Origin of the sequence: Sulfitobacter dubius (assembly GCF_900113435.1) — a bacterium.
GTDB classification, from domain to species: domain Bacteria; phylum Pseudomonadota; class Alphaproteobacteria; order Rhodobacterales; family Rhodobacteraceae; genus Sulfitobacter; species Sulfitobacter dubius.
Genome location: NZ_FOPG01000004.1, coordinates 111,253 through 137,191, shown reverse-complemented (window position 1 = coordinate 137,191; position 25,939 = coordinate 111,253). Strand labels below are relative to the sequence as shown.

General features: G+C 59.2%; 27 protein-coding genes. 16 read left to right on the top strand and 11 right to left on the bottom strand.

Annotated elements, in window-relative coordinates; all coding sequences use genetic code 11:
* The first annotated feature begins 231 nt into the window (after positions 1–231).
* Genes BM229_RS16555 through BM229_RS16545 form a run of 3 tightly spaced genes read left to right on the top strand, consistent with a single transcriptional unit; the run spans position 232 to position 2,455 of the window.
* Positions 232–936 carry an ABC transporter permease gene (locus BM229_RS16555; RefSeq protein ID WP_093928751.1) on the top strand — a complete coding sequence of 235 codons (705 nt, stop codon included), beginning with the start codon at positions 232–234 and terminating at the stop codon, positions 934–936.
* 14 nt (positions 937–950) lie between these two features.
* Positions 951–1,646 carry an ATP-binding cassette domain-containing protein gene (locus tag BM229_RS16550; RefSeq protein WP_244152249.1) on the top strand — a complete coding sequence of 232 codons (696 nt, stop codon included), beginning with the start codon at positions 951–953 and terminating at the stop codon, positions 1,644–1,646.
* Entirely contained in the window at positions 1,643–2,455 is an 813-nt protein-coding gene (locus BM229_RS16545) for an ABC transporter substrate-binding protein (RefSeq protein WP_093928749.1), read from the top strand. The genes BM229_RS16550 and BM229_RS16545 overlap by 4 nt, the downstream gene beginning before the upstream one ends.
* Positions 2,456–2,498: 43 nt before the next feature.
* Here the strand turns inward: BM229_RS16545 and BM229_RS16540 are convergent, their stop codons facing one another.
* From BM229_RS16540 to BM229_RS16520, 5 genes are read right to left on the bottom strand one after another with little or no spacing between them, the layout of a single operon-like run.
* Positions 2,499–2,984: a DUF6505 family protein gene (locus BM229_RS16540; RefSeq protein WP_093928748.1), complete on the bottom strand. Its 486-nt coding sequence runs from the start codon at positions 2,982–2,984 to the stop codon at positions 2,499–2,501.
* Positions 2,981–3,697 carry a biotin/lipoate--protein ligase family protein gene (locus tag BM229_RS16535; protein WP_167360283.1) on the bottom strand — a complete coding sequence of 239 codons (717 nt, stop codon included), beginning with the start codon at positions 3,695–3,697 and terminating at the stop codon, positions 2,981–2,983. The genes BM229_RS16540 and BM229_RS16535 overlap by 4 nt, the downstream gene beginning before the upstream one ends.
* The gene (locus BM229_RS16530; RefSeq protein WP_093928746.1) at positions 3,694–4,764 is read right to left on the bottom strand and encodes an Mrp/NBP35 family ATP-binding protein; all 1,071 of its coding nucleotides are present in this window, start codon (positions 4,762–4,764) and stop codon (positions 3,694–3,696) included. Before BM229_RS16530 ends, BM229_RS16535 begins: the two co-directional genes overlap by 4 nt.
* A gap of 5 nt (positions 4,765–4,769) precedes the next feature.
* A complete protein-coding gene (locus tag BM229_RS16525) occupies positions 4,770–4,973 on the bottom strand; it encodes a DUF6494 family protein (protein WP_093928745.1) in 204 nt (67 codons plus the stop codon).
* Between the two features lie 29 nt (positions 4,974–5,002).
* Positions 5,003–6,967: a 4Fe-4S binding protein gene (locus BM229_RS16520; RefSeq protein ID WP_093928744.1), complete on the bottom strand. Its 1,965-nt coding sequence runs from the start codon at positions 6,965–6,967 to the stop codon at positions 5,003–5,005.
* 381 nt (positions 6,968–7,348) lie between these two features.
* Between BM229_RS16520 and BM229_RS16515 the strand changes: the two genes are divergently transcribed.
* From BM229_RS16515 to BM229_RS16465, 12 genes are all read left to right on the top strand, one after another.
* A complete protein-coding gene (locus BM229_RS16515; protein ID WP_093928842.1) occupies positions 7,349–7,888 on the top strand; it encodes a DUF3305 domain-containing protein in 540 nt (179 codons plus the stop codon).
* Positions 7,885–8,520, top strand: coding sequence for a DUF3306 domain-containing protein (locus tag BM229_RS16510; RefSeq protein ID WP_093928743.1), 636 nt, complete (start codon positions 7,885–7,887; stop codon positions 8,518–8,520). Before BM229_RS16515 ends, BM229_RS16510 begins: the two co-directional genes overlap by 4 nt.
* Positions 8,517–9,125 (top strand): TorD/DmsD family molecular chaperone, encoded by a 609-nt coding sequence (locus tag BM229_RS16505; RefSeq protein WP_093928742.1) that lies wholly within the window; start codon positions 8,517–8,519, stop codon positions 9,123–9,125. The genes BM229_RS16510 and BM229_RS16505 overlap by 4 nt, the downstream gene beginning before the upstream one ends.
* A gap of 61 nt (positions 9,126–9,186) precedes the next feature.
* A complete protein-coding gene (locus BM229_RS16500; RefSeq protein ID WP_093928741.1) occupies positions 9,187–9,399 on the top strand; it encodes a twin-arginine translocation pathway signal protein in 213 nt (70 codons plus the stop codon).
* Between the two features lie 105 nt (positions 9,400–9,504).
* Entirely contained in the window at positions 9,505–12,492 is a 2,988-nt protein-coding gene (locus BM229_RS16495) for a formate dehydrogenase subunit alpha (protein ID WP_093928740.1), read from the top strand.
* Positions 12,493–12,504: 12 nt separating this feature from the next.
* On the top strand, positions 12,505–13,098 hold the full coding sequence (gene fdh3B / locus BM229_RS16490) for a formate dehydrogenase FDH3 subunit beta (RefSeq protein ID WP_067266580.1): 594 nt from the start codon (positions 12,505–12,507) through the stop codon (positions 13,096–13,098).
* Positions 13,099–13,164: 66 nt separating this feature from the next.
* Positions 13,165–14,364 (top strand): formate dehydrogenase subunit gamma, encoded by a 1,200-nt coding sequence (locus BM229_RS16485; protein ID WP_093928739.1) that lies wholly within the window; start codon positions 13,165–13,167, stop codon positions 14,362–14,364.
* 31 nt (positions 14,365–14,395) lie between these two features.
* Positions 14,396–14,521 (top strand): hypothetical protein, encoded by a 126-nt coding sequence (locus BM229_RS18455; protein ID WP_269343110.1) that lies wholly within the window; start codon positions 14,396–14,398, stop codon positions 14,519–14,521.
* A gap of 17 nt (positions 14,522–14,538) precedes the next feature.
* A complete protein-coding gene (locus BM229_RS16480) occupies positions 14,539–15,894 on the top strand; it encodes a sigma-54-dependent transcriptional regulator (RefSeq protein ID WP_093928738.1) in 1,356 nt (451 codons plus the stop codon).
* A gap of 245 nt (positions 15,895–16,139) precedes the next feature.
* On the top strand, positions 16,140–16,898 hold the full coding sequence (locus BM229_RS16475; protein WP_093928737.1) for an amino acid ABC transporter substrate-binding protein: 759 nt from the start codon (positions 16,140–16,142) through the stop codon (positions 16,896–16,898).
* A 3-nt stretch (positions 16,899–16,901) separates the two neighbouring features.
* Positions 16,902–17,576: an amino acid ABC transporter permease gene (locus tag BM229_RS16470; protein ID WP_093928736.1), complete on the top strand. Its 675-nt coding sequence runs from the start codon at positions 16,902–16,904 to the stop codon at positions 17,574–17,576.
* Positions 17,573–18,307 carry an amino acid ABC transporter ATP-binding protein gene (locus BM229_RS16465; protein ID WP_093928735.1) on the top strand — a complete coding sequence of 245 codons (735 nt, stop codon included), beginning with the start codon at positions 17,573–17,575 and terminating at the stop codon, positions 18,305–18,307. The genes BM229_RS16470 and BM229_RS16465 overlap by 4 nt, the downstream gene beginning before the upstream one ends.
* A 93-nt stretch (positions 18,308–18,400) precedes the next feature.
* On the opposite strand, the gene dctP is transcribed toward BM229_RS16465, so the two are convergent.
* Genes dctP through BM229_RS16450 form a run of 3 tightly spaced genes read right to left on the bottom strand, consistent with a single transcriptional unit; the run spans position 18,401 to position 21,350 of the window.
* Complete coding sequence (dctP, locus tag BM229_RS16460; protein ID WP_093928734.1) at positions 18,401–19,489, bottom strand: TRAP transporter substrate-binding protein DctP; 1,089 nt, start codon at positions 19,487–19,489, stop codon at positions 18,401–18,403.
* Positions 19,490–19,510: 21 nt separating this feature from the next.
* A complete protein-coding gene (locus BM229_RS16455) occupies positions 19,511–20,806 on the bottom strand; it encodes a TRAP transporter large permease (protein WP_093928840.1) in 1,296 nt (431 codons plus the stop codon).
* Positions 20,807–20,822: 16 nt separating this feature from the next.
* Entirely contained in the window at positions 20,823–21,350 is a 528-nt protein-coding gene (locus tag BM229_RS16450; RefSeq protein WP_208604109.1) for a TRAP transporter small permease subunit, read from the bottom strand.
* A gap of 215 nt (positions 21,351–21,565) precedes the next feature.
* Between BM229_RS16450 and BM229_RS16445 the strand changes: the two genes are divergently transcribed.
* The gene (locus BM229_RS16445; protein WP_093928733.1) at positions 21,566–22,660 is read left to right on the top strand and encodes a TRAP transporter substrate-binding protein; all 1,095 of its coding nucleotides are present in this window, start codon (positions 21,566–21,568) and stop codon (positions 22,658–22,660) included.
* Between the two features lie 252 nt (positions 22,661–22,912).
* Here the strand turns inward: BM229_RS16445 and BM229_RS16440 are convergent, their stop codons facing one another.
* The 3 genes from BM229_RS16440 to BM229_RS16430 form a co-directional block, all read right to left on the bottom strand.
* The gene (locus BM229_RS16440; protein ID WP_093928732.1) at positions 22,913–24,304 is read right to left on the bottom strand and encodes a TRAP transporter large permease; all 1,392 of its coding nucleotides are present in this window, start codon (positions 24,302–24,304) and stop codon (positions 22,913–22,915) included.
* Positions 24,304–24,882: a TRAP transporter small permease subunit gene (locus BM229_RS16435; RefSeq protein WP_093928731.1), complete on the bottom strand. Its 579-nt coding sequence runs from the start codon at positions 24,880–24,882 to the stop codon at positions 24,304–24,306. The genes BM229_RS16440 and BM229_RS16435 overlap by 1 nt, the downstream gene beginning before the upstream one ends.
* A gap of 130 nt (positions 24,883–25,012) precedes the next feature.
* On the bottom strand, positions 25,013–25,933 hold the full coding sequence (locus tag BM229_RS16430; RefSeq protein WP_093928730.1) for an isoaspartyl peptidase/L-asparaginase family protein: 921 nt from the start codon (positions 25,931–25,933) through the stop codon (positions 25,013–25,015).
* Between the last annotated feature and the right edge of the window lie 6 nt (positions 25,934–25,939).

Here is a 25,939-nt window from a genome sequence, read left to right as displayed (position 1 = left end):
GAACGGAACAATTCGAGAGAGCCCAACTTACGCTTACTTAGAGCCGCATCTCGTAGATCAGCAGAATCACAGCTGGTCATCCTGACCCGCAGCCATATTAGACGTCGTAATTCTTTGGACAGCTTGTCTCATGCTCAAATTTCAGAACTTCCGGGTCTAGCTTCCCAAGAATACTCCTGACAGGGTGCGCGAAGAGGGGCTATGCCTCATTGCGGGGGAGGCCAGCGCGCGATGGTCGATATTTGGAGTGGCATTGCTCAAGCTTTCTGGCTCGTCTTCACACTTGACGCTGAGCTGCTGGAAATTGCAGGCCGATCGCTGCGTGTGACCTTGTCCGCTTTGCTGGTTGCCTGCCTAATTGCTCTCCCACTGGCGGCCTTGGTCGCGGTTAAGCGGTTTCGGGCGCGGCGGTTGGTCATAGCGGTGCTGAACGCGTTGATGGGGCTGCCCCCGGTGGTGGTTGGGCTAATCGTCTATGTGGTGCTCTCTCGCTCAGGGCCGCTTGGCGTTATGGGTTTGTTGTTCACACCGACGGCTATGATTATCGCGCAGGTTATCATCATCGTGCCGCTTATCGCCTCGATAGCACATCAGTCGATCCGAGACCTTTGGGAGGAGTATCACGACCTGCTCATTTCAATGAACGTCACGCAGGGGCAGAAAATACAGACCCTACTGTGGGACTCGCGCCGCGCTTTGTTGACTGCCGCCCTCGCGGGCTTTGGTCGGGCGATCGGTGAAGTGGGGGCGATCATGATTGTCGGGGGCAATATCGATCACGCGACGCGGGTACTGACGACTGCCATCGCGCTAGAGACGGGTAAGGGCGAATTTGCCTTGGCCTTAGCACTTGGTTTCGTGCTGATTGGGCTCGCAGTTGCGGTAAACTTAGCGATCCATTGGTTGGGCCGAACTGAACGAGAGGGGCGGTGGTGATGCAGCTCTTCCCGATGCAAGCTATCGCAATCGAGAGCCGCAGGCGCGGGCAGCGCTTGGTTGGGCCAATAGATTTGACGCTAGGGGGACAGGGCGCCACGGTTGTGATCGGGCCGAATGGGGCGGGCAAGACCACTCTGTTGCAGCTGTTGCACGGCACCGCACGGCTTTCAGCCGGGCAGATTGATTGGGCTTGCCCGACGGAAGAGGCACGACATCATCAGGCATTCGTCTTCCAGCGCCCGGTGATGTTGCGGCGTACCGTTTTGGAAAACCTTACCTACCCGCTACGCCTGCGCGGTGTCGGCAAAGTAAGGGCGCGTCAGATGGCAGAGGAATGGGCCACGCGCGTCGGATTAGAGCCACTTTTGGGCCGCGCCGCTCCAGTGCTGTCAGGCGGCGAACAGCAAAAACTGGCGCTCGCGCGGGCATTGATTTGCCAGCCGACACTGTTGTTTCTTGATGAACCTTGTGCCGCGTTGGACGGGCGCGCCACGCGTGAGATCGAAGCGATTTTACAGGCTGCGAAATCACAAGGTACCCGGCTTATCCTTTCGACCCACGATCTTGGCCAAGCACGGCGCTTGGCCGATGACGTCTTATTCCTGCTTGGCGGGCGACTGCATGAAGCAGGGCCAGCAGATACGTTTTTCAACCAACCTGAGACCGAGGAGGCTCAGGCATTTCTAAGAGGAGATATCGTAGAATGAAACATTGGATTATGGGCGCCATTTCGGCATTGGCCATCGGCAGCGCGGCGCAGGCCGCGGATGTGATGAAGATGGCTGTCACCACGTCGTTCAACAATTCCGGACTAGCTGACGTGCTACTGCCAGAGATCGCGGCAGATCTTGATCTTGAAGTGCAGTTGCTGGTCGTGGGTACTGGCCAAGCGCTCAAGCTTGGCGAAGCGGGGGATGTCGATGCGATCCTCGTACATTCGCGCAAGGCAGAAGAGGCTTTCGTTGCGGGCGGGTTTGGCAGCCACCGGACTGAGATTATGTATAATGATTTCGTCTTCATCGGGCCCAAGGCTGATCCGGCGGCAATTGCCGGGTCCGATGCGGCCACCGCAGCGCTTGCGGCAATTGCTGACGCGGGCTCAAACTTCGTTAGCCGCGGGGACGATAGCGGCACGCATAAAAAGGAACTGTCGCTTTGGGCCGAAGCAGGGCTAGATCCGGTTCAGTTTGGTGATTGGTATAACGCTGTCGGCGCAGGTATGGGCGCGGCGCTTAATACCGCGTCGGGGATGCCTGCCTATGTAATGTCAGACCGGGCAAGCTGGCTGAACTTTGGCAACAAGGGCGATCTGGCGCTGCTGTACGCAGGCGATCCGGTGCTATTCAACCAATACGCCTATCTGCCAGTGAACCCTGAGATGCACGCCCACGTGAAGAATGATTTGGCCTTGAAGCTGGAAGAATGGCTGATCTCTGATCGCGCGAAGGCTTTGATCAACGATTACAAGATCAATGGTGAAACGCTGTTCGTGTTCAACGCAAAAACGGCGGAATGACCTGAGTTAGAGACCACCCGCGCCGTATTGCGGCGCGGGTGGTCTATTCGGGCAGATCGCCGTGGATTGCAAACTGCTCTAGTCCCGCGTCTTGCGGTTGGATCATCCGAAAGCTTTCGCGCACGCCTGCTTCTGTCAGTTCGCGCGCCACTGTCAGCAAGCAGTTCGGCGCGTGGTCGGCGCACAGTTCAACCATCTGCGCGAGTTCTTCCGCTGCCACAGGCCGCGCGGCTTCGACTGAGGGTGCGCCGTAGTAGGTTACGAAGTGCTGTGCGAGCATATCCGTGAGCGTGGTGATCTCGGTCTCTTCGATCTGAGTTATCGCGACGAACGTGACCCGACCAAAGGTCTCCAGTCCCAGCCATCCGTTTGCAAACGCCTGACGTGCCTTGCCGGTCAGATCTCCTTCGGTCCAGTCCGAAAACTCGAAGCCGCCAGAGATGCACCATTCACCGGTTCGAGCCGGGGAAGCAAAGACGTTGCGGTCGCTTTCGTCGAAGTGGATCGCACGGGCGAGTTTTAGGGTCATGGGGCAGGCTCCAATAAGGTTGTCAGCGGGATCAGATGCGTGGTGTCCCCATCGCGCAGTAGCATACCGAAATATTCGTCGACACCGATGAAACTGCCAGTCTCGCCCCGAAACGATACTTCGCGATCGATGTCAAAGACCAACCCGCGCCATTCACTATGGAGGCTCAAAGGACCAAGGTCTTCCCAGCGGTTGATCCAATGCAGCGTATGCCGGGCCCAAGATTCGATCAGGGCAGGCGGCTGAACCTCTGCGCAGCCTTCGGCAAAAAGCGCGGTTTGATCTGGATTGAGGCCTGTTTTGTCCATGTCAGGGTCTTCGGCCGGGTAGAGCGGTAGAGTGAAGCCCACGATAAGCCAGTCGGGGATAGCGTCGGGATCGGTGGTTGATGCGAACATGCGGAAAGCTCCGCAGGCGGCGCCATTAAGGCGAATGCCGCCGCCCCATTCCAACTGCACAGCCACCTCGGGCGGGGACAGTGCGCCGAGGGCGTTCTGAAATCCGACCCCGCAAAGCGGGAGCATGGCCACCGCCTCCGCCAATGGCACTTCGGGCGCAAAGACCAATGCACCCTGCATCTCGGCCCCGTCCAACCGGTACGTTATGAGACCTGCATCGCAGCCGCGTGCGGCGCGCGTGCAGGCGGCACGGAGGGCGTCATCGGTCACAGCCTCGCCCGACATCAAAGGAGGGAATGAAAGCCCTTCGCTCATGCTGCGCCGGCGTCGATCAACTGTTTCGCAATCGCGTGGAAAGCCGCGGCTTGTTTGCTGTCCGGTTGACTGACCGTAATCGGCGCGCCGCCATCCGACGCAAGCCGGATTTGCAAATCAAGCGGCACTTCGGCCAAGAGCGGCACGCCCCATTTTTCGGCCTCAGACGCGACACCGCCGTGGCCAAAGACATGTTCTTCGTGACCGCATTTGGTGCAGATATGGGTCGACATGTTTTCGATCATCCCAAGGATTGGCACCTTGAGTTGATTAAACATATCGATCCCCTTGCGGGCGTCGATCAGAGCCACATCCTGCGGTGTAGAGACGATTACCGCCCCGTCCACATGGGCCTTTTGCGCCAATGTCATCTGCACGTCGCCGGTGCCTGGTGGCAGGTCCACGATCAGTACGTCAAGCGCACCCCATTGCACCTGCGTCATCATCTGTTGCAAGGCGCCCATAAGCATCGGACCACGCCAGACGACGGCTTGATCTTCGTTGGTCATCAGGCCAATCGACATCATGGTGACGCCGTGGTTGCGCATCGGCAGGATGGTCTTGCCATCGGGCGAGGCGGGGCGGCCCGATACGCCGAGCATACGAGGCTGGCTAGGGCCGTAGACATCGGCATCCAGCAGACCAACGCGGCGGCCTTGCGCGGCGAGCGCGCAGGCGAGGTTTGCCGATACGGTGGATTTTCCGACGCCGCCTTTTCCCGAGGCGACGGCGATGATCCGGTCGACGCCGGGAATCTTCTGCGGGCCGGTTGGCTCCGGTTTACGCTGCGGCTTGAGGTCGGGCGGCGGGGCTTTCTCACTATGCCCAGTCAGCACGATGGAAACTTTTGAGACTCCGTCGACCTGCGCCAGTGCTGCTTCGGCTAGCGCTTTGGCTTCCTCATAGGCTTTGGCTTGGGCGGGAGGGATTTCCATCACGAAACGTACCGCGCCCGCGTCGTCCACATTCAGTGCACGCATCACGCCACTGGCCACGATGTCAGTCCCCGTGGCCGGATCCGTCACGGTCTTCAAGGCGGTTAGAACCGCTTCCCTGCTGGCTGTCACGTCGCTTATGCCTCGCCCTTATCCGCGCCGGCGATGGTGCCGTCGATTTCATGCTCCAGCCCAAGCTCGGGGATGGAGATCACGGCCTTAACCGGGAATGTTTTACCGCTGGTGTCACCTTCGCGCATGGCCTTTTCGATGGCCTGCTGCGAGGTCACGCCGACCTGTTTGAGAAACTTGCGCATCGACATGTTGAAGTCTTCGCTCATGGGAGGCTCCTTTTTCTGGGGGCGGCGACCTAGTGGTCGCGCCGTTTGGAGAGGTAATCGTCGGTGGTGCGGGTGCGCGGGCGCTCATTGCCCGTCATCGGGTTGTTGGTGCTATGATATTGCGCATTGATCCGGCAGTCATCGCACATCTGGATCATCCGCAGTTTTGCGTCATCGGCAAACATCGAATGGCTGCGCAGCTTGTCGGTGATCTTCTCGACAGTGGATTTTACCCCAAAGAGAGTGCCGCATTCGACACAAGGAAATGGCTCTTCTTCGTTCAGCACCCGTTGGCTCAATGCGGCATCGGTCAGATCAAGCTGCGGCGTGAGGCTTATGGCGTCTTCGGGGCAGATGTGCTCGCACAGACCGCATTGCAGGCAGGCGTCCTCCTGAAAGCGCAGCTGGGGCAAATCAGGGTTATCGCCAAGCGCACCCGACGGGCAGAGCGAGACACAAGACAAACACAGCGTGCAGGCACCTTTGTCCACCAGCACCGCTCCATAAGGTGCACCTTGGGGCAAGGGTAGAACTTGGGCTTCTGGTTGCAACGCGCGGGCAGCCTGCCGGGCAATCTGGCGGCGGCTGCCCATCGGGCGCACGGGCTGCGCGACCGGCGTGGGGGCTGTGCCGTCATAAAGCAGATCGGTCAGCGCGTCCGGATCAGGGGTATCGATCAACGTCATCCGTGCGTCGCCTGCAATGGCACGGGCGAGGGCGATCTGGGTCTCAATTGCATCGCGGTCGGCCTTGGGGCCAAGCAGTAGGGAGACATCGGCGAAACCAGCCGCCAGTGCGGCCAGCGCTTCGGCGTGACCAAAGGCCGCGAGTGCGGGCAGGTGCATGGGGATCACATCGGCAGGCAAGCCGCGCCCGTGACGCGCGGCAAGGCGGATCATCTCAGCACCGTGGTCGTCATGCACCAAAAGACGTGGCGCTTCGCCATCTGCCTCAAGATAGGCGCGCACAAGGGTCTGGACTCGCCGCATCGTGAAATCCACAGGTGGCGCGTCATAGCTGATCGCCCCCGAAGGGCAGGCAGAGGAACACGCCCCACAGCCCGCGCAAATCATCGGGTCCACGGTCACATGATCGCCGTCCGGTGTGATCGCCCCGGTGGGACATAGATCGAGACAGGCCTTACAACCTGTCTGCCCGGCGCGGCTGTGCGCACAAAGCAATGGCTCGGTGCGCACATAAAGCGGCTGCTCGAACGTGCCGACCAAATGCGATGCGGCCAGTACGGCGGCGGCGACAGCGGGCGGATGCGCAGGATCGGCGCGGAGATAGCCTTCGCGTTTCTCATGGGCCGGGAACAGCGGCGTGTCGCCGCGCAGGTCAAGGATCAGGTCACATTGGCTGCGTGCGCCGTCGCGCGGATCGGTCCACGTCAGGGGGCCACGACCCCGCGGGTCAACCTGCCGCAATGCGTCGATCACCACTTCGAATTGGCCAAGCGCTCCTTTGGCGCGGCGCAACTTGCCAGAGATCAGATCATAGCCGCGCAGTTCGGGGAGGTTGTCGTCGGCCTCGGTCATGCTGTCTTCGATCAGCAGGGTTACGCTGAGGTGGTCTTTAAGCTGGGCTGCGGCCTCCAACGCTGCCGGTCCACGTCCAAGGATCAGGCAAAGCCCTTCGGATCCAACATCGATGGTTTTCTCGGCGGGCGCCTCTAACAGCGCCTCTGTAGCGAGCGCGGACATTTTGGGCAGTTTATCGCGGGGGTCATCTGACCATCCGGCCCGGTCGCGCAGGTCCAAGAGGGGGGCAGAGGGCTGTCCCAGTTCTTCGGCCAATTCGGTAAAGACACGCTCTTCTTGGGTGCAGCATAAAATCGCATCCCCCGTGTTCAGTGCCTTGGCCGCGCGGTCGATCTGGCTGGTGCAGAGGGCCGAACAGGGCTGCATGACCGTCAAACCGGTGCTTTCGGCCAGCGCATCGGAATCGATACGCTGCGACCCTGCGCAATCGCATGTTATCAATGTCTTGGCCATGAATTTTCCCTTGTTTCGCGCGCCAATCCGCCGCCCCTGAGGGCGCGGTTGAGGCCCCAAGCTAGACGGGATTTGGCACCGCCCACAACCGGAATCGGGCAACTCAGAGCCACGACCCGCCAAGGCGACGCAGTTCGTAAAGCGCGCGGCGCGGCGCAGTGATTCGAAATCGGCCAACCCCGCAAATTCCTAGTGAAATACTCAAGTTAGACAAAACGTCCAAAGCATCATTGACGGCGCAAGGTCGCGGGTCATCTTGTCTGAATAGCCCGGTTTTTCAGGGGATCACGCGGTTTTACGCTTCCCCCTAGAGGGGGTTTGGGGCGAAGGTCTAAGCAACGGAGGAGCCAGTTGATTCATAACCCGAAAATGTACCGGACGATGCCCTTGGGTATTGTGCTGCGGCGCGCGCCGGGTGTGACCCGGTGGGCCAAGTGGAGCTGGAAAGCGACCGCTGTGCTGCCCGGTGCCGGGGAGGCGGTTTGGCGCGAGCTGCGCCGCGAGGGCGATATCGTCGAATACCACGCCGCCACACTTCAGATTGAATTACACGGTGCCGAAACGGAAGCCTACGTTCACGGGCTGGGGGCTGACGTGCCCTGCGTCTATGTGGTGATGCGCCCCATTCCTGGCGCGACCGATAGACCGTTCAAATTGGCGCTGGTCACTGCCTCTCCCTATGAGGCGCAGGATTATTGCGACAGTGCCGAAGAAGTGGTCGAAAAAATCGCGATGACGCCCGGTTTGCTGGCATGGGTGCAAGAGTTTGTTGAAGAGTTTCACCAAGAGGAGGAGTTCGTAAAGCGGCGCCGTGACCGCCTGCGAACAGACCGCCAGCAAGACGGCATCGGTGATCCGCGTGTCAAGAAACCAGCAGACGTCTACGCCTCGCCTACATTGAAACGAAAGCGTCTGGTATGAGCAGCTTTTGGCAAAAACGCCGTGCCGCCGTGGCAGCAGAGGCCAGGGCCGAAGTCCGTGTGCATGAAGCCCGCGTGGCAGAGGCCGAAGAAGCGGCATTGGCCGAGCGCAGCGATGACGATTTGCTGGCCGAGTTCGATCTGCCCGCGCCGGAGGATCTGGTCAGCGGCGAACAACTCCGGGCTTTCCTCAAGGCGCAACTGCCGCAACGGCTCAAGACCCGTGCGCTGCGCAGCTTCTGGCGGACCAACCCGGTGCTTGCCTGTCTTGACGGGTTGAATGACTACGACGACGATTACACAGCCGCCGCGACTGCTGGCAAACCTGTGAATACGATCTATCAAGTGGGTCGCGGCATGGTGACCAAGGTCGAGGAAATATGGACGGCTGAGACCGATGCGCCTGAGGCGGTTGCGGAAGATGCGCCCGTTTTTGCATCGACCCATGATGTGGTTGTGCCTGCCCCGCGCCGAACAGAGACAGCACTGGCGCAAACAGCCCCTCAGCAGACCTATAGCGTACCTGTAGATCATGCCGAGGAAGAGGCCGAGCAACCCGCGCCGACCCACCGCCGGATGCGGTTCCAATTTGCCAGCGATCTGGCCGATGACATAGAAGGTAGCAGCGCATGACCCAATTGGCCGCGACACCCCTACTCGAAGAGGACCGCCTGCGTGCGGACCTCTATAACTTCATGGGGCTTATCCTTTCCGGCCCCCCGGATCAGATGCTACTGGATCAATGTGCGGGACTTTCCGGCGACGACAGTGATCTGGGGCAGGGGTTCAAAGCCTTGTCGCGGCTGGCATCCAGAACCAAACCGACGGGGGCAGAGAGCGAGTTCAATCGGCTTTTCATCGGTCTGGGTCGGGGCGAATTGCTGCCCTATGCAAGCTTTTACCTTACTGGCTTCCTGAACGAAAAGCCGCTGGCTGCTTTGCGTCAAGACATGATCGCACGCGGACTCGAGCGGGCGCCGAATGTGTTCGAGCCTGAGGATAACATCGCCTCACTGATGGAAATGATGGGCGCAATGATCGCGGGCCGCTTCTCGGCTCCGGCCACGCTGGCGCAGCAAAAGACATTCTTTAATCGGCACATTGCCCCATGGGCCGGGCATTTCTTTGCTGACCTCGAAGGCGCGAAAAATTCGGTCTTCTACGCCCCCGTGGGCAAAATTGGCCGCGCTTTTATGCAAATCGAAGCCGAGGCGTTTCGCCTTAGCAAAGACAATTAACACATGACGAGACCGCTGGGGCGCCCCGCCCTTGAACAAGAGACGTAACAGGAGAGACAACATGACACGCAAGCCAGAGGGTTCCACCGAAGCACCCGTTCGCAAAGATCGGCGCGATTTCCTGAAGTTCGCGGGTACCGCCGCGCCATTGGCCGCCGTGGCCGTGGCAACCACCGGGACTGAAGCCGAGGCGGCCAAAGCGCCTGACCTGTCGTCGGACCGCATTCAAGATACCGAGCATACGCGCGCTTATTACGCCTCTGCTCGGTTCTAATCAGATACCAAGGGGCGCTGCCTCTTAAACTTGGCCGGGCGGGAAACGCCCGCCGTTCAATAGCCACCTCAGGCGGGGACCAGCCCGCGCACAGGGAGTGAAGATATGTTGAGGAAAAAGACCAATGGGGTCGCGCGGTCTGCGCAGCGGACAGGCATCATGTCCGACGTGGCGCGCAGCGGTATTGACCGTCGCGCATTTCTGCGCGGCTCGGGCCTTGCCATCGGCGGGTTGACTGCCATCGCCGCAACCGCAGGCAGCGTGCAACAGGCATCTGCCGCCACTGCCGCCGTCAGCGGAAAGATGGAGATCAAGAAATCCGTCTGCACCCATTGTTCGGTCGGTTGTACGGTCATCGCGGAAGTGTCCGACGGTGTGTGGCTGGGGCAGGAGCCCGGATGGGACAGCCCGTTCAACCTTGGTGCTCACTGTGCCAAAGGCGCGTCGGTCCGCGAACACGCCCACGGCGAACGCCGCCTGAAGTACCCGATGAAGAAAGTCGGCGGCGAATGGCAGCGGATTTCTTGGGAACAAGCGATCAATGAGATCGGCGATAAGATGACCGCCATTCGCGACACCTCCGGCCCGGATTCGGTCTACTGGCTCGGCTCGGCAAAGCATTCCAACGAACAGGCCTATCTGTTCCGCAAGTTTGCCGCTTATTGGGGCACCAACAACGTCGACCACCAAGCGCGGATTTGTCACTCCACCACCGTGGCAGGGGTCGCGAACACATGGGGCTACGGCGCCATGACCAACAGCTACAATGACATCCATAAATCCAAGGCGATCTTTATCATCGGTGGCAACCCCGCCGAGGCGCACCCGGTGTCGCTTCAGCACTTGTTGAAATCGAAAGAAGAGAACAACGCGCCGCTGATCGTTTGTGATCCGCGTTTTACCCGCACGGCGGCCCATGCCGATGAATATGTGCGGATGCGTCCCGGTTCTGACGTGGCGCTGGTTTGGGGCATTCTCTACCACATCTTCGAAAACGGTTGGGAAGACGAAGAATTCATCCGCACCCGTGTTTGGGGCATGGATGAGATCCGCAAAGAAGTCGCCAACTGGACACCAGATGAGGTTGAGCGCGTCACCGGCGTACCGGGCGAGCAGCTTCAGCGCGTGGCGCGGACCTTGGCCAACAACCGTCCGGGCACTGTGATCTGGTGCATGGGTGGCACACAGCACACCAACGGCAACAACAACACCCGCGCCTACTGCATCTTGCAACTGGCTTTGGGCAACATGGGCACCGCCGGCGGCGGCACCAATATTTTCCGTGGCCATGACAACGTGCAGGGCGCGACTGACCTTGGCGTTCTTGCCGATACGTTGCCGGGCTACTATGGCCTGTCCGATGGTTCTTGGGCGCATTGGGCGCGGGTCTGGGATGAAGAACTGGAATGGCTTCAAAGCCGTTTCGCCTCTTGGACCGATGGCGCAGGCGAAGAGCAGAAAATGATCAACCTTACCGGCATTCCGGTATCGCGTTGGATCGACGGTGTGCTTGAGGACCGTGAGAACCTAGAACAGCCCGACAACACCAAGGCGATGGTGCTGTGGGGCCACGCGCCGAACTCGCAGACCCGCCAAAAGGAAATGAAGACGGCGATGGAGAAGCTGGACCTGCTGGTCGTGGTCGATCCTTATCCAACCGTCTCCGCAGTTCTGCATGACCGGACCGAAGATACCTATCTGCTTCCGGCCTGTACGCAGTTCGAAACTTCCGGCTCTGTCACTGCATCGAACCGGTCGCTTCAGTGGCGCGAAAAGGTTGTCGAGCCGCTGTTCGAAAGCCTGCCGGATCACACGATCCTTTATAAGTTCGCCAAGAAGTTCGGCTTTGAAGATCGCATGTTCCGCAATATCGAAGTGAATGGTGAAGAGCCGTTGGTCGAAGACCTAACGCGCGAGTTCAACAAGGGCATGTGGACCATCGGCTATACCGGGCAGTCGCCCGAGCGGATGAAAATGCACATGCAGAACCAGCATACCTTCGACAAGACCACTCTGCGGGCCGTCGGCGGCCCGGCAGATGGGGATTACTACGGGATGCCGTGGCCTTGCTGGGGCACGCCTGAAATGAACCACCCCGGCACCGCGAACCTTTACGATATGTCGCTGCCGGTCGCCGAAGGCGGCCTGACTTTCCGCGCCCGTTTCGGGGTTGAGCGTGATGGTGAGAACCTGCTGGCCGAAGGCGTCTATTCCAAAGGATCCGAGATCAAGGACGGCTATCCTGAGTTCACCATGCAAATGCTAATGGACCTCGGCTGGGACGGTGATCTGACGGCAGAGGAACGGCAGAGTATCGAAGCCGTCGCGGGCTATGAAGCGCCTGAGAATGCGGACGATGGCCAAGAGGAAGTCGGCGAAACCTCGCAACAGGGCGAGATGGATTCGGATTACGTGGCCCAAGTTGGCGGCATCAACTGGAAGACCGACCTCTCGGGCGGCATCCAGCGGGTGGCGATTGAACACGGCTGCGCGCCCTTCGGCAACGCCAAGGCCCGCTGCGTGGTCTGGACCTTCCCCGATCCCGTGCCAAAACACCGCGAGCCCCTCTATTCCAACCGGCGCGATCTGGTGGCGGATTATCCGACCTATGACGACAAGACCTTCTGGCGGGTGCCGACGCTCTATGCCTCGATCCAAAAGAACGACTTCTCGCAGGAATTCCCGATCATCCTCACCTCTGGCCGCTTGGTCGAATATGAGGGCGGCGGGGACGAGACCCGGTCGAACCCATGGCTTGCTGAGTTGCAGCAGAACATGTTCATCGAGATCAACACCCGTGACGCCAACAATCTGGGCGTACGTGACGGGGCTGACGTTTGGGTCGAAGGCCCGGAGGGTGGCAAGATCAAGGTGATGGCCATGGTCACCGAACGGGTGGGCGAGGGCGTGGCCTTCATGCCCTTCCACTTCGGCGGGCACATGGAAGGCGAAAGCCTGCGGGGCAAATACCCCGACGGGGCCGACCCGATCGTACTGGGCGAAAGCACCAACACGGTTCAAACCTACGGTTACGATTCAGTCACGCAAATGCAGGAGACCAAAGCGACTCTCTGCAAGATCATGCCAGCGTAAGGAGACAAGAGAATGGCAAGAGCAAAGTTTCTCTGCGATGCCGAGCGCTGCATTGAATGCAACGCATGTGTAACGGCTTGTAAGAACGAACACGAAGTCCCTTGGGGCATCAACCGCCGCCGCGTGGTGACCATTCAAGACGGCCAGCCGGGCGAACGCTCGATCTCGGTTGCATGTATGCACTGCTCGGACGCGCCCTGTATGGCGGTCTGCCCGGTGGATTGTTTCTATCAGACCGACGACGGCATCGTGCTGCACTCCAAGGACCTCTGCATTGGTTGCGGTTACTGCTTCTACGCCTGCCCCTTTGGCGCGCCGCAGTATCCGCAGGCTGGCAACTTCGGCAGCCGCGGCAAGATGGACAAATGCACCTTCTGCGCCGGGGGCCCCGAGGAAAACCACAGCCAAGCCGAATTCCAGAAGTACGGCCGCAACCGGATCGCGGAAGGCAAACTGCCGATCTGCGCCGAGATGTGTTCGACCAAGGCGCTGCTAGCCGGCGATGGCGACATGGTCTCTGACATCTACCGCGAGCGCGTCGTTGCGCGCGGCTTTGGCTCCGGCGCTTGGGGCTGGGGCACGGCTTACGAGCAAAAAGGCCAGTAACGGCTTTCGGGGCGGCCTGACCGGGCCGTCCCTTTTCTCCATATCTGTCTAGCCGGGGGATTTCCCATGCTGCGCCACCTGATGGCTCTTTTCATTCTCGCCTTGGCCGCGCTGCCGGTCAGCGCCACGGCGCAGGACGTGCGCCTGCCCGATAACGCGACCCCCTCGGCTATTGACCGCGCCAACACCGGCGGCGCGCAGAACTTGGCCGACATCGAACGCCGCCAAAACGGGGCCGAGATTGACGACGGGTTCCGGCGCAACAATCTGGGGGGCGACGCCGCAACGGTGCCAAGCCTTGGCCCGCTTGGCGGGCGGTCGGACCCGGACCTGTGGCGTGGCATCCGCTATAACGAATTGCCCGTGCGCGTGAGCACGATGAACAAGACAGGCCGCGTCCTCGTACAGGACAACGGGATGTGGTGGCAGCAATTCCGCCAAGGCCCGCTGGCAACCTACGGCGCTTGGCTTCTTGCCGGGACGCTGGCCGTGCTGCTGCTCTTTTACCTTCTGCGAGGCCGGATCCGCATCGAAGGCGGCAAGGTCGGGCGCACCGTCACTCGCTTCAAAGCGATCGAACGGTTTGCCCATTGGATGCTGGCCGGGTCTTTCATCCTGCTTGCCCTGACAGGCTTGGCCACGCTCTTTGGCCGTAAGGTGGTCATTCCGCTCTTGGGGCATGAGTTCAACTCGGTCCTGCTGACCGGGTCCAAGTTCATCCACAACAATGTCTCATGGGCCTTTATGATCGCGCTCGTCATGGTCTTTGTGATGTGGATTTGGCACAATATCCCGAACAAGACTGACTGGGTTTGGATCAAGCAAGGCGGCGGTTTCATCGGCGACAAACACCCGCCCGCGAAGAAGTTTAACTTCGGCCAAAAGATTGTCTTCTGGGCCGTGATCCTCTTGGGCTTCTCTGTATCGCTTTCGGGCCTGTCGCTGTTGTTCCCCTTTGAGATCCAGCTTTTTGGCCATACCTTCGGCCTTATCAACGACATCGGCGTGGCAGACGCGGCGGGCCTTGGTCCCTTGCAGGACGATCTGACCCCGCATGCCGAAATGCAATATGCACAGCTCTGGCATGCGATCATCGGCTTTCTGATGATGGCAGTGATCTTGGGCCACATCTATATCGGGACACTCGGTATGGAGGGCGCCTTTGACGCCATGGGCAACGGCGAGGTTGATGAACGTTGGGCAGAGCAGCACCATTCGCTCTGGCTCGATGAGGTCAAGCATGACAAACGGACCCCCGCAGAATAATGGGCGGCGTTCAGGTAAAAGGATACGCGCAATGAAGGCCATGCTGGCAGGGTTTCTGGGCGTCGCGGTGATCGGCGTAGTGGCCTATTTCGGACTGCATGAGATGGGCTTTTCGTCGGCCGAGGTCTATTCAGGTGAAAACGTCCGGCTGGACTGACACCGAAGAGGCATATCATGGCGGCAGGCGATGAATACGGCGGCACGCTCGAAGGCGCGTCGGTCCTAGTGATCGACGATGAACCGGGGATGCGCCATTTCCTCACCAAGATTTTGGAGCCGCGCGTCAAGCGCGTGGCACAGGCCGCGTCGCCTGCAGAGGCCACCAAACTCTTGGACGAGGCGCATTTTGATGTGGTCGTTCTGGACAATGTCATGCCCGGCAAAACCGGTCTCGAATGGGTGGTGGAGCAGCGCCGCAAGGGGTTCTACGCCGATACGATCCTGATCACCGCCTATGCCGATCTCGAAACCGCCATTGCCGCGCTGCGGGCAGGGGTCAGTGATTTCGTGCTGAAACCTTTTCGGGCGAACCAAATCCTCGGCGCGGTGTCCCGCACGCTGGACCGCAAGAACCTGCGCCGCGACAATACGCTGCTTCGCCGCGAGTTGCATGGCGGCGCTGCGGTTCAAATGCTCGGCAAGTCCGAAGCGCTGGCAAAGGTGCGCGGCATGCTGAGCCGCCTTGCCCCGGTCCCGACGCCGGTGCTTTTCACCGGGGCCAGCGGCACGGGCAAAGAGTTGGCAGCGCGGCAACTGCACCAGATGTCTGACCGCGCCGACCATCCTTTCGTTGCAGTCAACTGCGCCGCCATTACGCCAGATCGGATCGTGCCGGAACTCTTCGGTGCGGTAGAGGGGAACGAAACCCTGCAGCCGGGGCTGTTCCTCTTGGCCGATGGCGGCACGCTGTTCCTTGATGAAGTGGCGCAGATGCCGGAGCAGTTGCAGGCGGCTTTGTTGCGGGTATTGGAAGATCAGCGCATCCGGCCCGAAGGGGCCGAGCGGGAAATTCCGCTGAACCTGCGGTTCCTTTTCGCCACAAATGCCGATCTGCCCAAAGCGGTGGAGGAGGGGCGTTTCCGCGCAGACCTTTATCACCGCATGAATGTTGTCGAAGTCGCGATGCCGCCGCTTAAGGATCGCTCGGATGATATTGTCGAACTGGCGGCGATGTTCATGCAGCAGTTTTCAACCGCGCTTGGCATGTCCGCGCTGCGGTTGGATGCAGAGACATTGCTGAAGCTGCGGCGCTACGATTGGCCAGGCAATGTGCGAGAATTGCGAAATCTGATCGAACGGTCGGTCATCCTCGGCAGCCTGCCCGAAGCCTTTGCGGGCCATGGCACCGTCGATGGGCCAAGGGCGATTGAGGATCTCGAACTGGTCACGCAGCGCCATATGCTGCACATTCTTGATCTTTCGGGCGGCAACCGGGCCGAGGCCGCGCGGCGTTTGGGCGTCTCTCGCAAAACCGTCGACCGCAAGCTTGCCGCTTGGGCCGCCGAGGGGCTGGATATCGACGCCCTTTGAGGGGTGCAAAGCTATGTGATTTGCGCATATCCGTTCCGCGGGCGCGGAATCCATCGTGCCTTTCGGGAATTCTTTTCTGCCTGAGAAGGCCTCAGCAGGAAATTCGGCCCGCGCGCATCCGACTGCCAAAGCTTCCATTCCTTCTGAACCGATCCCGCCCGTCAAACGTTCCTGTTTCAGCAACGGTGTTGAAGCGGGCGGCGCCCGGTGACATCTGATGCTCAAGCGTTACAGGAGTAAATTCAATGCTGAAACAGATCGTTACCGCCACCGCGCTCGCCGCGGTTTCTGGCACCGCAGCCTTCGCCCAAGACAATGAAACGCTCCGCGTGGGCATGTCGGGCGGCTATTTTCCGTTCACCTTTGTGAAACTCGACGAGCTTCAGGGGTTTGAAGTCGACGTGATGAACGCCGTTGGCGAAGAGGCCGGGCTTGAGGTTGAGTTCGAAACTATGGCCTTTTCCGGTCTGATCGGTGCGCTAGATGCAGGGCGCATCGACACGATCGCCAACCAAATCACCATCACACCAGAGCGCGAAGAAAAGTTCGCCTTCACCGCGCCCTACGTTTTTGACGGCGCGCAGGTCGTCATCAAAGAGGGCAACGAAGAGATCGGCAGCGTTGAAGATCTGCGCGGCAAAACCGTTGCGGTAAACCTCGGCTCGAACTTTGAGCAACTGCTTAACGAACTTGATTTCGCTGATGAGATTGAGATCAAGACTTACGAATCCAACATCGCCCAAGATACCGCGCTTGGCCGTGTGGATGCATTTGTCATGGACCGCGTCTCGTCTGCACAACTGATTCAGGAAAGCCCCTTGCCGCTGGAACTTGCTGGCAAGCCTTTCTCTGAGATTCGCAATGCGCTGCCGTTCCAAGACAACGACGAAGGTCGCGCCCTGCGCGACCGCGTAGACACCGCACTGGAATCGCTGCGCGAAGACGGTACACTGGCCGAAATCTCGGACAAGTGGTTCGGCACAGACATCACCAAAGCGGAGTAACCCATGCGGGCGCTAGACCTTGACTACATGCTGGGGCTGGTGCCCGTCATATTGGGCTATGTACCACTGACACTGTTAATGGCGGCGGCGGGGATGGTGTGCGCACTCATCCTCGCCTCGCTTTTGGCGGTAGAGCGGGTGGCGAAGGTGCCGGTGCTCGATTGGTTCGTAGTGCTTTTCATCAGCTTTTTTCGCGGTACGCCGCTGCTGGTGCAACTGTTCCTCTTTTACTACGGCCTACCCCAAGCGCTTTCGTTCTTAACCAAGATCGACGGAGTGACCGCGACGATCATGGGGCTGACGCTGCATTTCGCGGCCTATATGGCCGAGAGCATCCGCGCCGCCATTGCGGGTGTGGACCGCAGTCAATGGGAGGCCGCGCAGTCTATCGGCATGACCCAAGGCCAGATGATGTTGCGTATCATCTTGCCGCAGGCCGCCCGGATCGCTGCGCCAACTTTGGTGAATTACTTCATTGATATGGTCAAAGGCACTTCGCTGGCTTTTACGCTTGGCGTGACCGAGATGATGGGTGCCGCGCAGAAAGAGGCGGCAGGCAGCTTTCTTTATTTCGAAGCCTATCTTGTTGTCGCGATGGTCTATTGGGTCATCGTCGAAGCGTTAAGCCAAGGCCAGAAACGACTTGAAACCTATCTGAACAAGGCGTTCGTACGATGATTGATATTTCTGGCCTGACCAAGCATTTCGGCGGCACGCCTGTGTTGGATGGCATCGACTTGCAGATCGCGGATGGGGAGCGGGTCGTGGTGATCGGCCCTTCGGGAACGGGCAAATCGACCCTGCTGCGCTGTCTTAACTTTCTCGACGTGCCGCAGGCGGGGCAGATTACCATTGGTGATGTGACCGTTGATGCTGCAAAGGCGCGCAAGTCGGATATATTGGCGCTGCGCCGCCGCACTGCAATGGTGTTCCAGAACTACGCGCTTTTTGCGAATAAAACTGCCAAGCAGAACATCATGGAAGCACTGGTGACGGTGCACAAGCGCCCGGTTGAAGAGGCTGAGAAACGAGCAATGGCGGTGCTAGCCGAAACCGGTTTGGCGGACAAAGGGGATAGCTTTCCTTCCGCCCTGTCGGGGGGGCAACAACAGCGGGTTGGCATTGGCCGCGCCATGGCGCTTGAGGCGGAGCTGATGCTGTTTGACGAGCCAACTTCGGCGCTTGATCCTGAATGGGTAGGGGAGGTGCTTGATCTGATGCGTGCAGTGGCGGAGCGCAAGCAAACGATGCTGATCGTCACCCATGAGATGCAATTCGCGCGTGAAATCGCAGATCGGGTCATCTTCATGGATGGTGGCAAGATCGTGGAAAGTGGCTCCCCATCGGAGATTTTCGGTGCCCCAAAAGATGCAAGGTTACAGAAGTTTCTTAAGCGGGTTGGGGAATAGCCGGGGACGGAGTGAAGCCGGAACTGCCGGTTCTACAGACGAAAAAAGGCCCGCCAATTGGCGGGCCTTTTCGTAAGATTTTTTGGGCTCAACTCATTCCGCGCAGGCGCGGATTTTTTCGATGTCCGGACCGTTGGGCGTGCGGCCCAAGTTGAACGGGGCCGAAGCATCACGCCATTTGGCGTAGTCGTTCAGATACTCCAACTGGCTCAGGTAAACCTTTGCGGAATCGGGGTTCTCACAGGCGGTCTCTTCGATGGTCTCATTGGCCATTTCCTGAACGGTCGCCAGCGTTTCATCGTCGTAGCGGTTGATCTCGATGCCCGCGTCGAGGAACTGCTGATAGGCTTCGGTCGCGCGCTTTTCGGTGAAGGAGAGCGACCAGACGAGGTTGGCCTGCGCCGCGATTTCAAGCGCTTCGCGGGTTTCGTCCGGCAGCGCGTCCCATGCGCCTTTGTTGATCATCACGCCGAAGATCGACGCCGACTGGTGCCAGCCCGGTGTCGCCCAGTATTTGGTGACCTGCTGGAAACCGCCCGAGAAGTCGACGTTGGGGGTCGAGAATTCCGCGCCATCAATAACGCCGCGCTCAAGCGACTGGTAGATTTCACCACCGGCCATGGAAACCTGCGAACCGCCCAGTTTTTCCAACAGACGGCCCTGCTCCAGACCCGACAGACGCAGACGCTTGCCCTTGAGGTCTTCCAGCGTGACGATCTGCTCGTTGGTGCGGAAACCGGATTCGTTGTTGGTCACGCCGTAGGGCAGGTAGACCATGCCGAACTTGCCGTAGATCTCGTTGTAGAGCTCTTTGCCGCCCCATTGTTCGATCCAGTTGACGTAATCAACTGCGTTGAACAGGCTCGCCGTGGTCGCCAGTGGCGAGAAGGCAGAGTTGCGGCCAGCCCAGTAGCCGGGCCAGTCTGCGCCAGCCTGCACGGTGTTCGATTCAACCGCGCCGAAAACTTCGCCTGCGGGCACGAGGGAGCCGCCTTCGAAGAATTCGATGGTCAGGTCTTCGCCGGTCAGCTTGTTGGCCAGATCAACGAAGTGTTTGTCGATTTCGATCAGTTCCAGCGAAGTGGGCCATGTGGTGGTCATGGTCCAGTTGTCTTGGGCCGCGGCCTGCGTGCCAAAGCCTGCGCAGAGTGCCAGACCGGCAAGTGTTGATTTCAATTTCATGATATTCTCTCCTCCGTTGATTTATTTTGTATAGAGCGTTTCCGGCAGCCAGGTGACAAGCTGCGGGAACAGGGCGATGGCCACGCACATCATCAGGATCAACCCGATGAACGGCAGCACACCGACGATGATATGCGACGTCTTGACCTCACGCGGGGCGATGGCGCGCAGATAGAACAGCGCATATCCAAAGGGCGGGGTCAGGAACGACGTCTGCAGGACCACGGACATCAGGACGACGAACCACAACAGGCTCACGTCCATCTCCTGAACGATTGGCAGGAAGATTGGGAAGGACAGCAGCACGATGCCGGTCCAGTCGAGGAAAGCACCGAGGATGAAGACGATGAACATCATCATCGCGATCAGCAGCCAAGGCGCCATGTCGAGGTTGCGGATGATCTCTTGGGTGGCGCGCAGACCCCCCGTGATGTTGAACACCCCGGTAAAGGCCGTGGCACCAACAACAATGAACAGGATCATCGCCGAGGTACGCCCGGTTTCGAGCATCGCGCCATAAAAACTCGCCCAAGTGAATTTGCGCCGCATAATGACGATCACCAGCGCGAGTGCGGCACCAATGGCCGAGGCTTCGGTCGCCGTGGCGATGCCCGCCAGCAGCGAGCCAAGGATACCAAGGATCAGCACCAGTGGCGGCACCGCTTCGATCAGCAACATGCGGAGCAGAGCGGGCTTGGAGATTTTCTCATCCGGCTCGACCGCGGGGGCCATATCAGGGCGTACAACGGCAACGATAAAGACCCAGACCGCATAAAGTAGGCCCAGAACCACGCCCGGCACCATCGCACCGGCGAACAGTTCACCCACCGACAGCGGCGAATAGGAGGCCATAAGGATCAACATGATCGACGGCGGGATCAGAATGCCAAGGCAGCCTGAAGCCGCGATGACACCGGTAGTAAGCGTCGGACTATAACCATATTGCAGCATCGGGCGTAGCGCCATGACACCCATCACGGTGATCGATGCGCCAATGATGCCCGTGGTCGCCGCCAGTAGGATCGAAATGAAGACCACGGCCAAGGCCAGACCGCCGCGGATGTTCGACATCAAAAGCCGCAATGATTCGAACATCTTATCCGTCACGCCCGAATCAGAGAGAAATCTGGCCATCAAGATGAACAGCGGAATCGCGATTAGGGTGAAGTTATCCAGCACATCGCCAAAGATGCGGTTGATGACGATGCCCAGCACCATCGGCTTGCCAGCAATAACAGCGCCCAGAACAGCGGTGCCGCCCAGAACAAAGGCCAGAGGGTGACCCATGAAAAGGCCCAGCAACAGCAGGCCAAACATGGTGAGTGCAATAAGTTCAGGCGTCACGGGGCAGTTCCTGACGGTTAAGTACGAGTTTCAAAAATTCCGCCACGCCTTGCAGCAACAGCAAACAAGCGGCGAGCGCCATGGCCATCTTTAGCGGGTAGACCGGCAGTTGGACTGAGCCATAGGTCGTCTCGCCCTGAGCATAAGAGCGCATGGCGAATTCATAAGAGCGGGTGGTGAAGACCCAAGCAAAGGGGAAGAAAAAGATCACATAGCCCGCCGCTTCGACCCAACGTCGCAGGGTGGGGGCAAGGGTTTCGGTGATCAGGTCAACCCGCACATGGGCTTGATGACGCAGCGCATAGCCGCCCAGCATGACGAAATAAAAGCCATATAGCTGTTTAGTCACATCAAAGGCCCAGCGTGTCGGATCGTTCAGCGCATAGCGCATGAACACGTCATAGATGATGATCGCAGCAAAGATGACGGCAACGACCGACACAATACGCCCGACGAATTCGTTCATCTGGTCGATGAATTTTAACAAGATCTGAGCCCTCCCTGGCAGCTCGCACATTATTCACCTTTCTGCCGAAAACAAGGCGAAAGACTAATAATACTACCGCTTTACGTAGCACTACGTATGCGGCTTCGGGGGAGATTGTCTAGCAAGAGGCAGGTTCAATTCGTGTAGACCATGGACATTTGCGAAAACCGACGATTATCTGCTGAACATAGCCCTCTGCGCCGACGTCGGAGGATGCTTAACAATTATCCTTTGGGAGGAAAAACATGGATCGTCGTTCATTTATTCGCAAAGCCGGTGTGATGGGAGCAGGTGCTGCCGCTACGACGCTTGCAGCGCCCGCAATTGCGCAGGGCAACATCACGTGGCGTATGGTTACCACATGGCCCAAGAACTTCCCCGGTCTGGGTGTCGGCGCACAGCGTCTGGCCGACCGGATCACTGCCGCTTCGGGCGGCGAGCTGACCATTCAAGTCTTCTCGGCTGGTGAGATGGTTCCGCCGCTGCAATCGCTGGACGCGGTGATCGACGGCACCGCCGAGATGAGCCACGGTGCGGCTTACTACTGGCAGAACAAATCGCCTGCGCTGTCCTTCTTTACCGGCGTTCCCTATGGCATGACCACGCCTGAGCTGACAGCTTGGATGCGCTACATGGGCGGTCAGGAAATCTGGGACGAGATTTATGACCAGTTCGGCGTTCAGGGTTTCCTGTCCGGCAACACCGGCACCCAAACGGGTGGTTGGTTCCGCGATGAGCTGAAGAGCCTCGACGATGTCAAAGGGGTGCGCTTCCGTACGCCGGGCCTTGGTGGCCGCGTGTGGGAAAAACTGGGCGCGACCGTGACAAACATGGCGGCGGGCGAGATTTTCCAAGCGCTGCAATCTGGCACGCTGGATGCCGCTGAATTCGTTGGCCCTTACAACGATCTGGCGCTCGGCTTCCATCAGGTGGCCAAGAACTACTACATGCCATCCTTCGTGGAATCGGGTCTGGCGACCGAGCTTGTCGTCGACAAGAAGAAGTATCAGGAACTTCCAGAGAACCTGCAGGCGATCATCCGCGATGTGAGCCAAGCGGAATACGACCAAGTCGCCGCCGACTTCTATGCCAATGACCCGCGCGCGCTGAAGACGCTGGTGGATGAGCATGGCGTGACCGTGCGCAACTTCCCCGACGACATTATGGAAGCCGGTGCCAAAGCCTCGGTCGAAGTGGTCGAAGAACTGCGCAACAGCGACGACCCGCTGGTCAAGAAAACCGCCGAGAGCTTCGTCGAAGCGCTGAACCTTGTCCGTACCCGGACTGAGAACATTGATAGCCCCTATGTTCAGGCACGTCAGAAGTTCCTGAAGTACTGAGCTTTGCAGTAAGAGATGAGGAAAGGCCCGGTGGAGACACCGGGCCTTTTTCTATTGGGGTAGGGGCCTAGTCTCTGTCCCGTCCGGTTGCACAACGGGCATCGCCCTCCCTCCCCCCGGAGGGCAATTTTGCAACGCTTCGCCAGCCGGATCGGTCAGCGGTTGATGCACCGGGGCAGCTACTTTCAAACGTGCGGATCGCCCCCCCAAGGGAGGGCGATACCCTTAGCGCGTCAAAAGACACGGAGGCTTTTAGCCCGAGATCACTTTCGGCAACCATGTCACGATCTGCGGGAAGGCAAACAAGATCGCAATCGCCACCACCTGCAAGGCCACGAAGGGCAAAATGCCTTTGTAAATCGCACTGGTCGGCAGATCCTCTGGGGCCACCCCGCGCAGATAGAACAGCGCAAAGCCAAAGGGCGGCGTGAGGAAGGACGTTTGCAGGTTTACCCCGACCAATACACCAAGCCAGATCGGATCAATATCCAGCATCAAGAGCACAGGCGCGGTGATGGGGATCACGATGAAGATGATCTCGAATGTGTCAAGGATGAACCCAAGGAAGAACATGATAACCATGACCACCGCCACAGCTGCCAAGGGGCCGCCGGGCAGGTTGCTTAGGAATTCATGAACCAGATTGTCGCCGCCCATCATGCGGAACACGATGGAAAAGACCGACGCGCCCAGCAGGATGATAAAGACCATGCTGGTGATCGTTGCCGTTGCAATCATCGTCTCACGCAGGATGCGGAAGGACAGACGCCAGCGCAACGTAGCTAGAATCATCGCGCCGACTGCACCGACTGAAGCGGCCTCTGTCGGGGTGGCGATGCCACCGAGGATCGAGCCCAGCACAGCGAGGATCAGCAACAGCGGCGGTACCAATGCCACAAAGAAATCACGCAGCAATTCGCCCTTTTCATCGGCGGGTACAGGGGTTGCGGGGCAAGATTCAGGCGCGGTCACAGCTTTGAACAGCACATAGCCCAGGTAGAGCGACACCAACAAGATGCCCGGCAAAAGCGCCCCAGCAAAAAGGTCACCGACCGACACGGGCGAAGGCGCAAAGTTGCCCTTGGCCATCTGCACCTGAGAGTTGATGCCCGCCAGCATATCGCCCATGAAAATCAACACGGTCGACGGCGGAATGATCTGCCCCAATGTTCCGCTTGCACAGATTACCCCTGTCGCAAGCTTTGGATCATAGCCGGCCCGCAACATCGCAGGCAAAGAAATCAGCCCCATGGTCACAACCGTCGCGCCAACCACACCGGTCGACGCAGCAAGCATCGCGCCCACGATCACGACGGAAAAGCCAAGGCCCCCGCGCATATTGCCGAAAAGTTTGCCCATGGTCATCAGCAGTTGCTCGGCAATCTGGCTGCGTTCCAGCATCACCCCCATAAAGATAAACAGTGGCACGGCAACCAGCACTTCGTTGGTCATAAAGCCGATATAGCGGTTGGGCAGTGAGCCAAAGTTCGACGGATCGAACACACCAAAGCCGATGCCGACCAACCCAAAAAGCAGCGATACACCGGCAAGGGTAAAGGCCACCGGAAAGCCGAGCAGCAAAAAGCCGATCACGCCAAAGAACATAAGCGCGGCGAGCATCTCGCCAATCAAAATCGGATCCATCAAACGGCTCCCTGCGGGTGGTCTGCGGGGATTTGATCCCGGCTATATTGGATGGATTTGGGAACCAACTCGGCATTGCCGCTTAGCACCAGAACGGAGCGGATGATCCACGCGATGCCCTGAAGGGCAATCAGCGCGGCGAAACCGATGATGAACGCCTTAAGGATGTAGAGCCCCGGCATGCCGCCCACATTGGCCGAGGCCTCGTTATAGCCCCACGCCCGCTGCACGAATGGCATGGAATAGGCGTAGACGACCCAGCAAAAGGGCAGCAAAAACACCACCACGCCGATCAGATCAATCAGCGCACGGCGCGCCATTTTGGAGGGGCGGTAAAAGATATCGACACGCACATGGTCATCACGCAGCAGGGCAAAGCCCGCGACCGCAGTGAACATCGCACCATTCAGCCAGATATAGAGATCCTGCATCCAGACAAAGCTAATCGCAAAGACATATCGCTGCACGACGACAGCGAAACAAACAAGCACGATGCCGAGTGACAGCCACGCAAAGACATTGCCGATGATAATATTCACCGCACAGATAAGTTTGGCAATTCCTGCTAGAAAACGCACCCTTGTCCCCTCTCCCGTCAAGTTCGCTTGCACGTCAATCAAAGGGAGGGCGGAAAATGTCAAGATTTAGATGCTCTACGCGGCCCAAGCCTGCCAGCTGTGTTTGTGCGGCGACATGGGGGGCGACCCATCAATAGATACTAGTTTCAGGTGCTAACCCCTTGCGAACCATCCCGCGGTACATGCCCTGAGAATTGAAAGGCATCGCGATATTGCCTGCCGCGTCCACCGCGATGACCCCGCCCGAACCATCGTGATTGGCCAGATCCTGCATCACAACATGATTGGCGGCCGTGGCAAGGTCTTCGCCCGCGTGGCGCATCCGTGCGGCAATCTCTCCGGCTGCGTTCCAGCGGATGAAGATCTCGCCATGCCCCGTGCCAGAGACAGCGCAGGTCGCATTATCCGCAAAGGTGCCCGCCCCGATCATCGGCGTGTCACCCACGCGGCCCGGTGCATTGGCGGTCATCCCCCCGGTCGAGGTTGCCGCCGCGATATTGCCAGCTTCATCACGCGCCACCGCCCCGACGGTGCCATGCCGCCGCGCCGGATCGTCCGACACTTCACCCCGCGCGCGCAGCTCCAGCGTTTTTTGCAGCGCATCCCAACGGGATTGAGTAAAGAAATAGTCGTGATCGCCAAAGGGAAGCTCTGCTTGCCGGGCGATTTCTAATGCGTTGGGGCCAATCAGCGTAACATGTTCCGTCCGCTCCATCACCGCGTGGGCCAGCCGGATGGGGTTCTTTGGGCCAAACACGCCAGCCACCGAACCTGCACGTCGGTCGCGCCCGTCCATCACGGCGGCGTCCATCTCCTGTTTGCCCTCAGAGGTATAGACCGCGCCGCGCCCGGCGTTGAACAGCGGCTCATCCTCCAACGCGCAGACCGAGGCGACAACCGCGTCCATAGCGCTGCCACCATCGCGCAGCACGGCTTCCCCAGCTTCTACCGCGCGGGCCAGTCCGGCGTGATAGGCGGCCTCTTTTTCTGGGGTCATATTCTGTTTCAAAAGGGCTCCGGCACCGCCGTGAATGGCTAGGGAGTAAGTCATTTGCGC

What these genes read in the sequence shown, in the direction of transcription:
- BM229_RS16500 (WP_093928741.1), top strand. Translation starts at nt 9,187, where the DNA reads ATGACACGCAAGCCAGAGGGTTCCACCGAAGCACCCGTTCGCAAAGAT.
- BM229_RS16520 (WP_093928744.1), bottom strand. Translation starts at nt 6,967, where the DNA reads ATGGCCAAGACATTGATAACATGCGATTGCGCAGGGTCGCAGCGTATC.
- BM229_RS16470 (WP_093928736.1), top strand. Translation starts at nt 16,902, where the DNA reads ATGCGGGCGCTAGACCTTGACTACATGCTGGGGCTGGTGCCCGTCATA.
- BM229_RS16475 (WP_093928737.1), top strand. Translation starts at nt 16,140, where the DNA reads ATGCTGAAACAGATCGTTACCGCCACCGCGCTCGCCGCGGTTTCTGGC.
- BM229_RS16450 (WP_208604109.1), bottom strand. Translation starts at nt 21,350, where the DNA reads ATGTGCGAGCTGCCAGGGAGGGCTCAGATCTTGTTAAAATTCATCGAC.
- BM229_RS16455 (WP_093928840.1), bottom strand. Translation starts at nt 20,806, where the DNA reads ATGTTTGGCCTGCTGTTGCTGGGCCTTTTCATGGGTCACCCTCTGGCC.
- BM229_RS16515 (WP_093928842.1), top strand. Translation starts at nt 7,349, where the DNA reads ATGCCCTTGGGTATTGTGCTGCGGCGCGCGCCGGGTGTGACCCGGTGG.
- BM229_RS16430 (WP_093928730.1), bottom strand. Translation starts at nt 25,933, where the DNA reads ATGACTTACTCCCTAGCCATTCACGGCGGTGCCGGAGCCCTTTTGAAA.
- BM229_RS16480 (WP_093928738.1), top strand. Translation starts at nt 14,539, where the DNA reads ATGGCGGCAGGCGATGAATACGGCGGCACGCTCGAAGGCGCGTCGGTC.
- fdh3B (WP_067266580.1), top strand. Translation starts at nt 12,505, where the DNA reads ATGGCAAGAGCAAAGTTTCTCTGCGATGCCGAGCGCTGCATTGAATGC.
- BM229_RS16535 (WP_167360283.1), bottom strand. Translation starts at nt 3,697, where the DNA reads ATGAGCGAAGGGCTTTCATTCCCTCCTTTGATGTCGGGCGAGGCTGTG.
- BM229_RS16440 (WP_093928732.1), bottom strand. Translation starts at nt 24,304, where the DNA reads ATGGATCCGATTTTGATTGGCGAGATGCTCGCCGCGCTTATGTTCTTT.
- BM229_RS16465 (WP_093928735.1), top strand. Translation starts at nt 17,573, where the DNA reads ATGATTGATATTTCTGGCCTGACCAAGCATTTCGGCGGCACGCCTGTG.
- BM229_RS16550 (WP_244152249.1), top strand. Translation starts at nt 951, where the DNA reads ATGCAAGCTATCGCAATCGAGAGCCGCAGGCGCGGGCAGCGCTTGGTT.
- BM229_RS16485 (WP_093928739.1), top strand. Translation starts at nt 13,165, where the DNA reads ATGCTGCGCCACCTGATGGCTCTTTTCATTCTCGCCTTGGCCGCGCTG.
- BM229_RS16505 (WP_093928742.1), top strand. Translation starts at nt 8,517, where the DNA reads ATGACCCAATTGGCCGCGACACCCCTACTCGAAGAGGACCGCCTGCGT.
- dctP (WP_093928734.1), bottom strand. Translation starts at nt 19,489, where the DNA reads ATGAAATTGAAATCAACACTTGCCGGTCTGGCACTCTGCGCAGGCTTT.
- BM229_RS16545 (WP_093928749.1), top strand. Translation starts at nt 1,643, where the DNA reads ATGAAACATTGGATTATGGGCGCCATTTCGGCATTGGCCATCGGCAGC.
- BM229_RS16540 (WP_093928748.1), bottom strand. Translation starts at nt 2,984, where the DNA reads ATGACCCTAAAACTCGCCCGTGCGATCCACTTCGACGAAAGCGACCGC.
- BM229_RS16555 (WP_093928751.1), top strand. Translation starts at nt 232, where the DNA reads ATGGTCGATATTTGGAGTGGCATTGCTCAAGCTTTCTGGCTCGTCTTC.
- BM229_RS16525 (WP_093928745.1), bottom strand. Translation starts at nt 4,973, where the DNA reads ATGAGCGAAGACTTCAACATGTCGATGCGCAAGTTTCTCAAACAGGTC.
- BM229_RS18455 (WP_269343110.1), top strand. Translation starts at nt 14,396, where the DNA reads ATGAAGGCCATGCTGGCAGGGTTTCTGGGCGTCGCGGTGATCGGCGTA.
- BM229_RS16510 (WP_093928743.1), top strand. Translation starts at nt 7,885, where the DNA reads ATGAGCAGCTTTTGGCAAAAACGCCGTGCCGCCGTGGCAGCAGAGGCC.
- BM229_RS16495 (WP_093928740.1), top strand. Translation starts at nt 9,505, where the DNA reads ATGTTGAGGAAAAAGACCAATGGGGTCGCGCGGTCTGCGCAGCGGACA.
- BM229_RS16445 (WP_093928733.1), top strand. Translation starts at nt 21,566, where the DNA reads ATGGATCGTCGTTCATTTATTCGCAAAGCCGGTGTGATGGGAGCAGGT.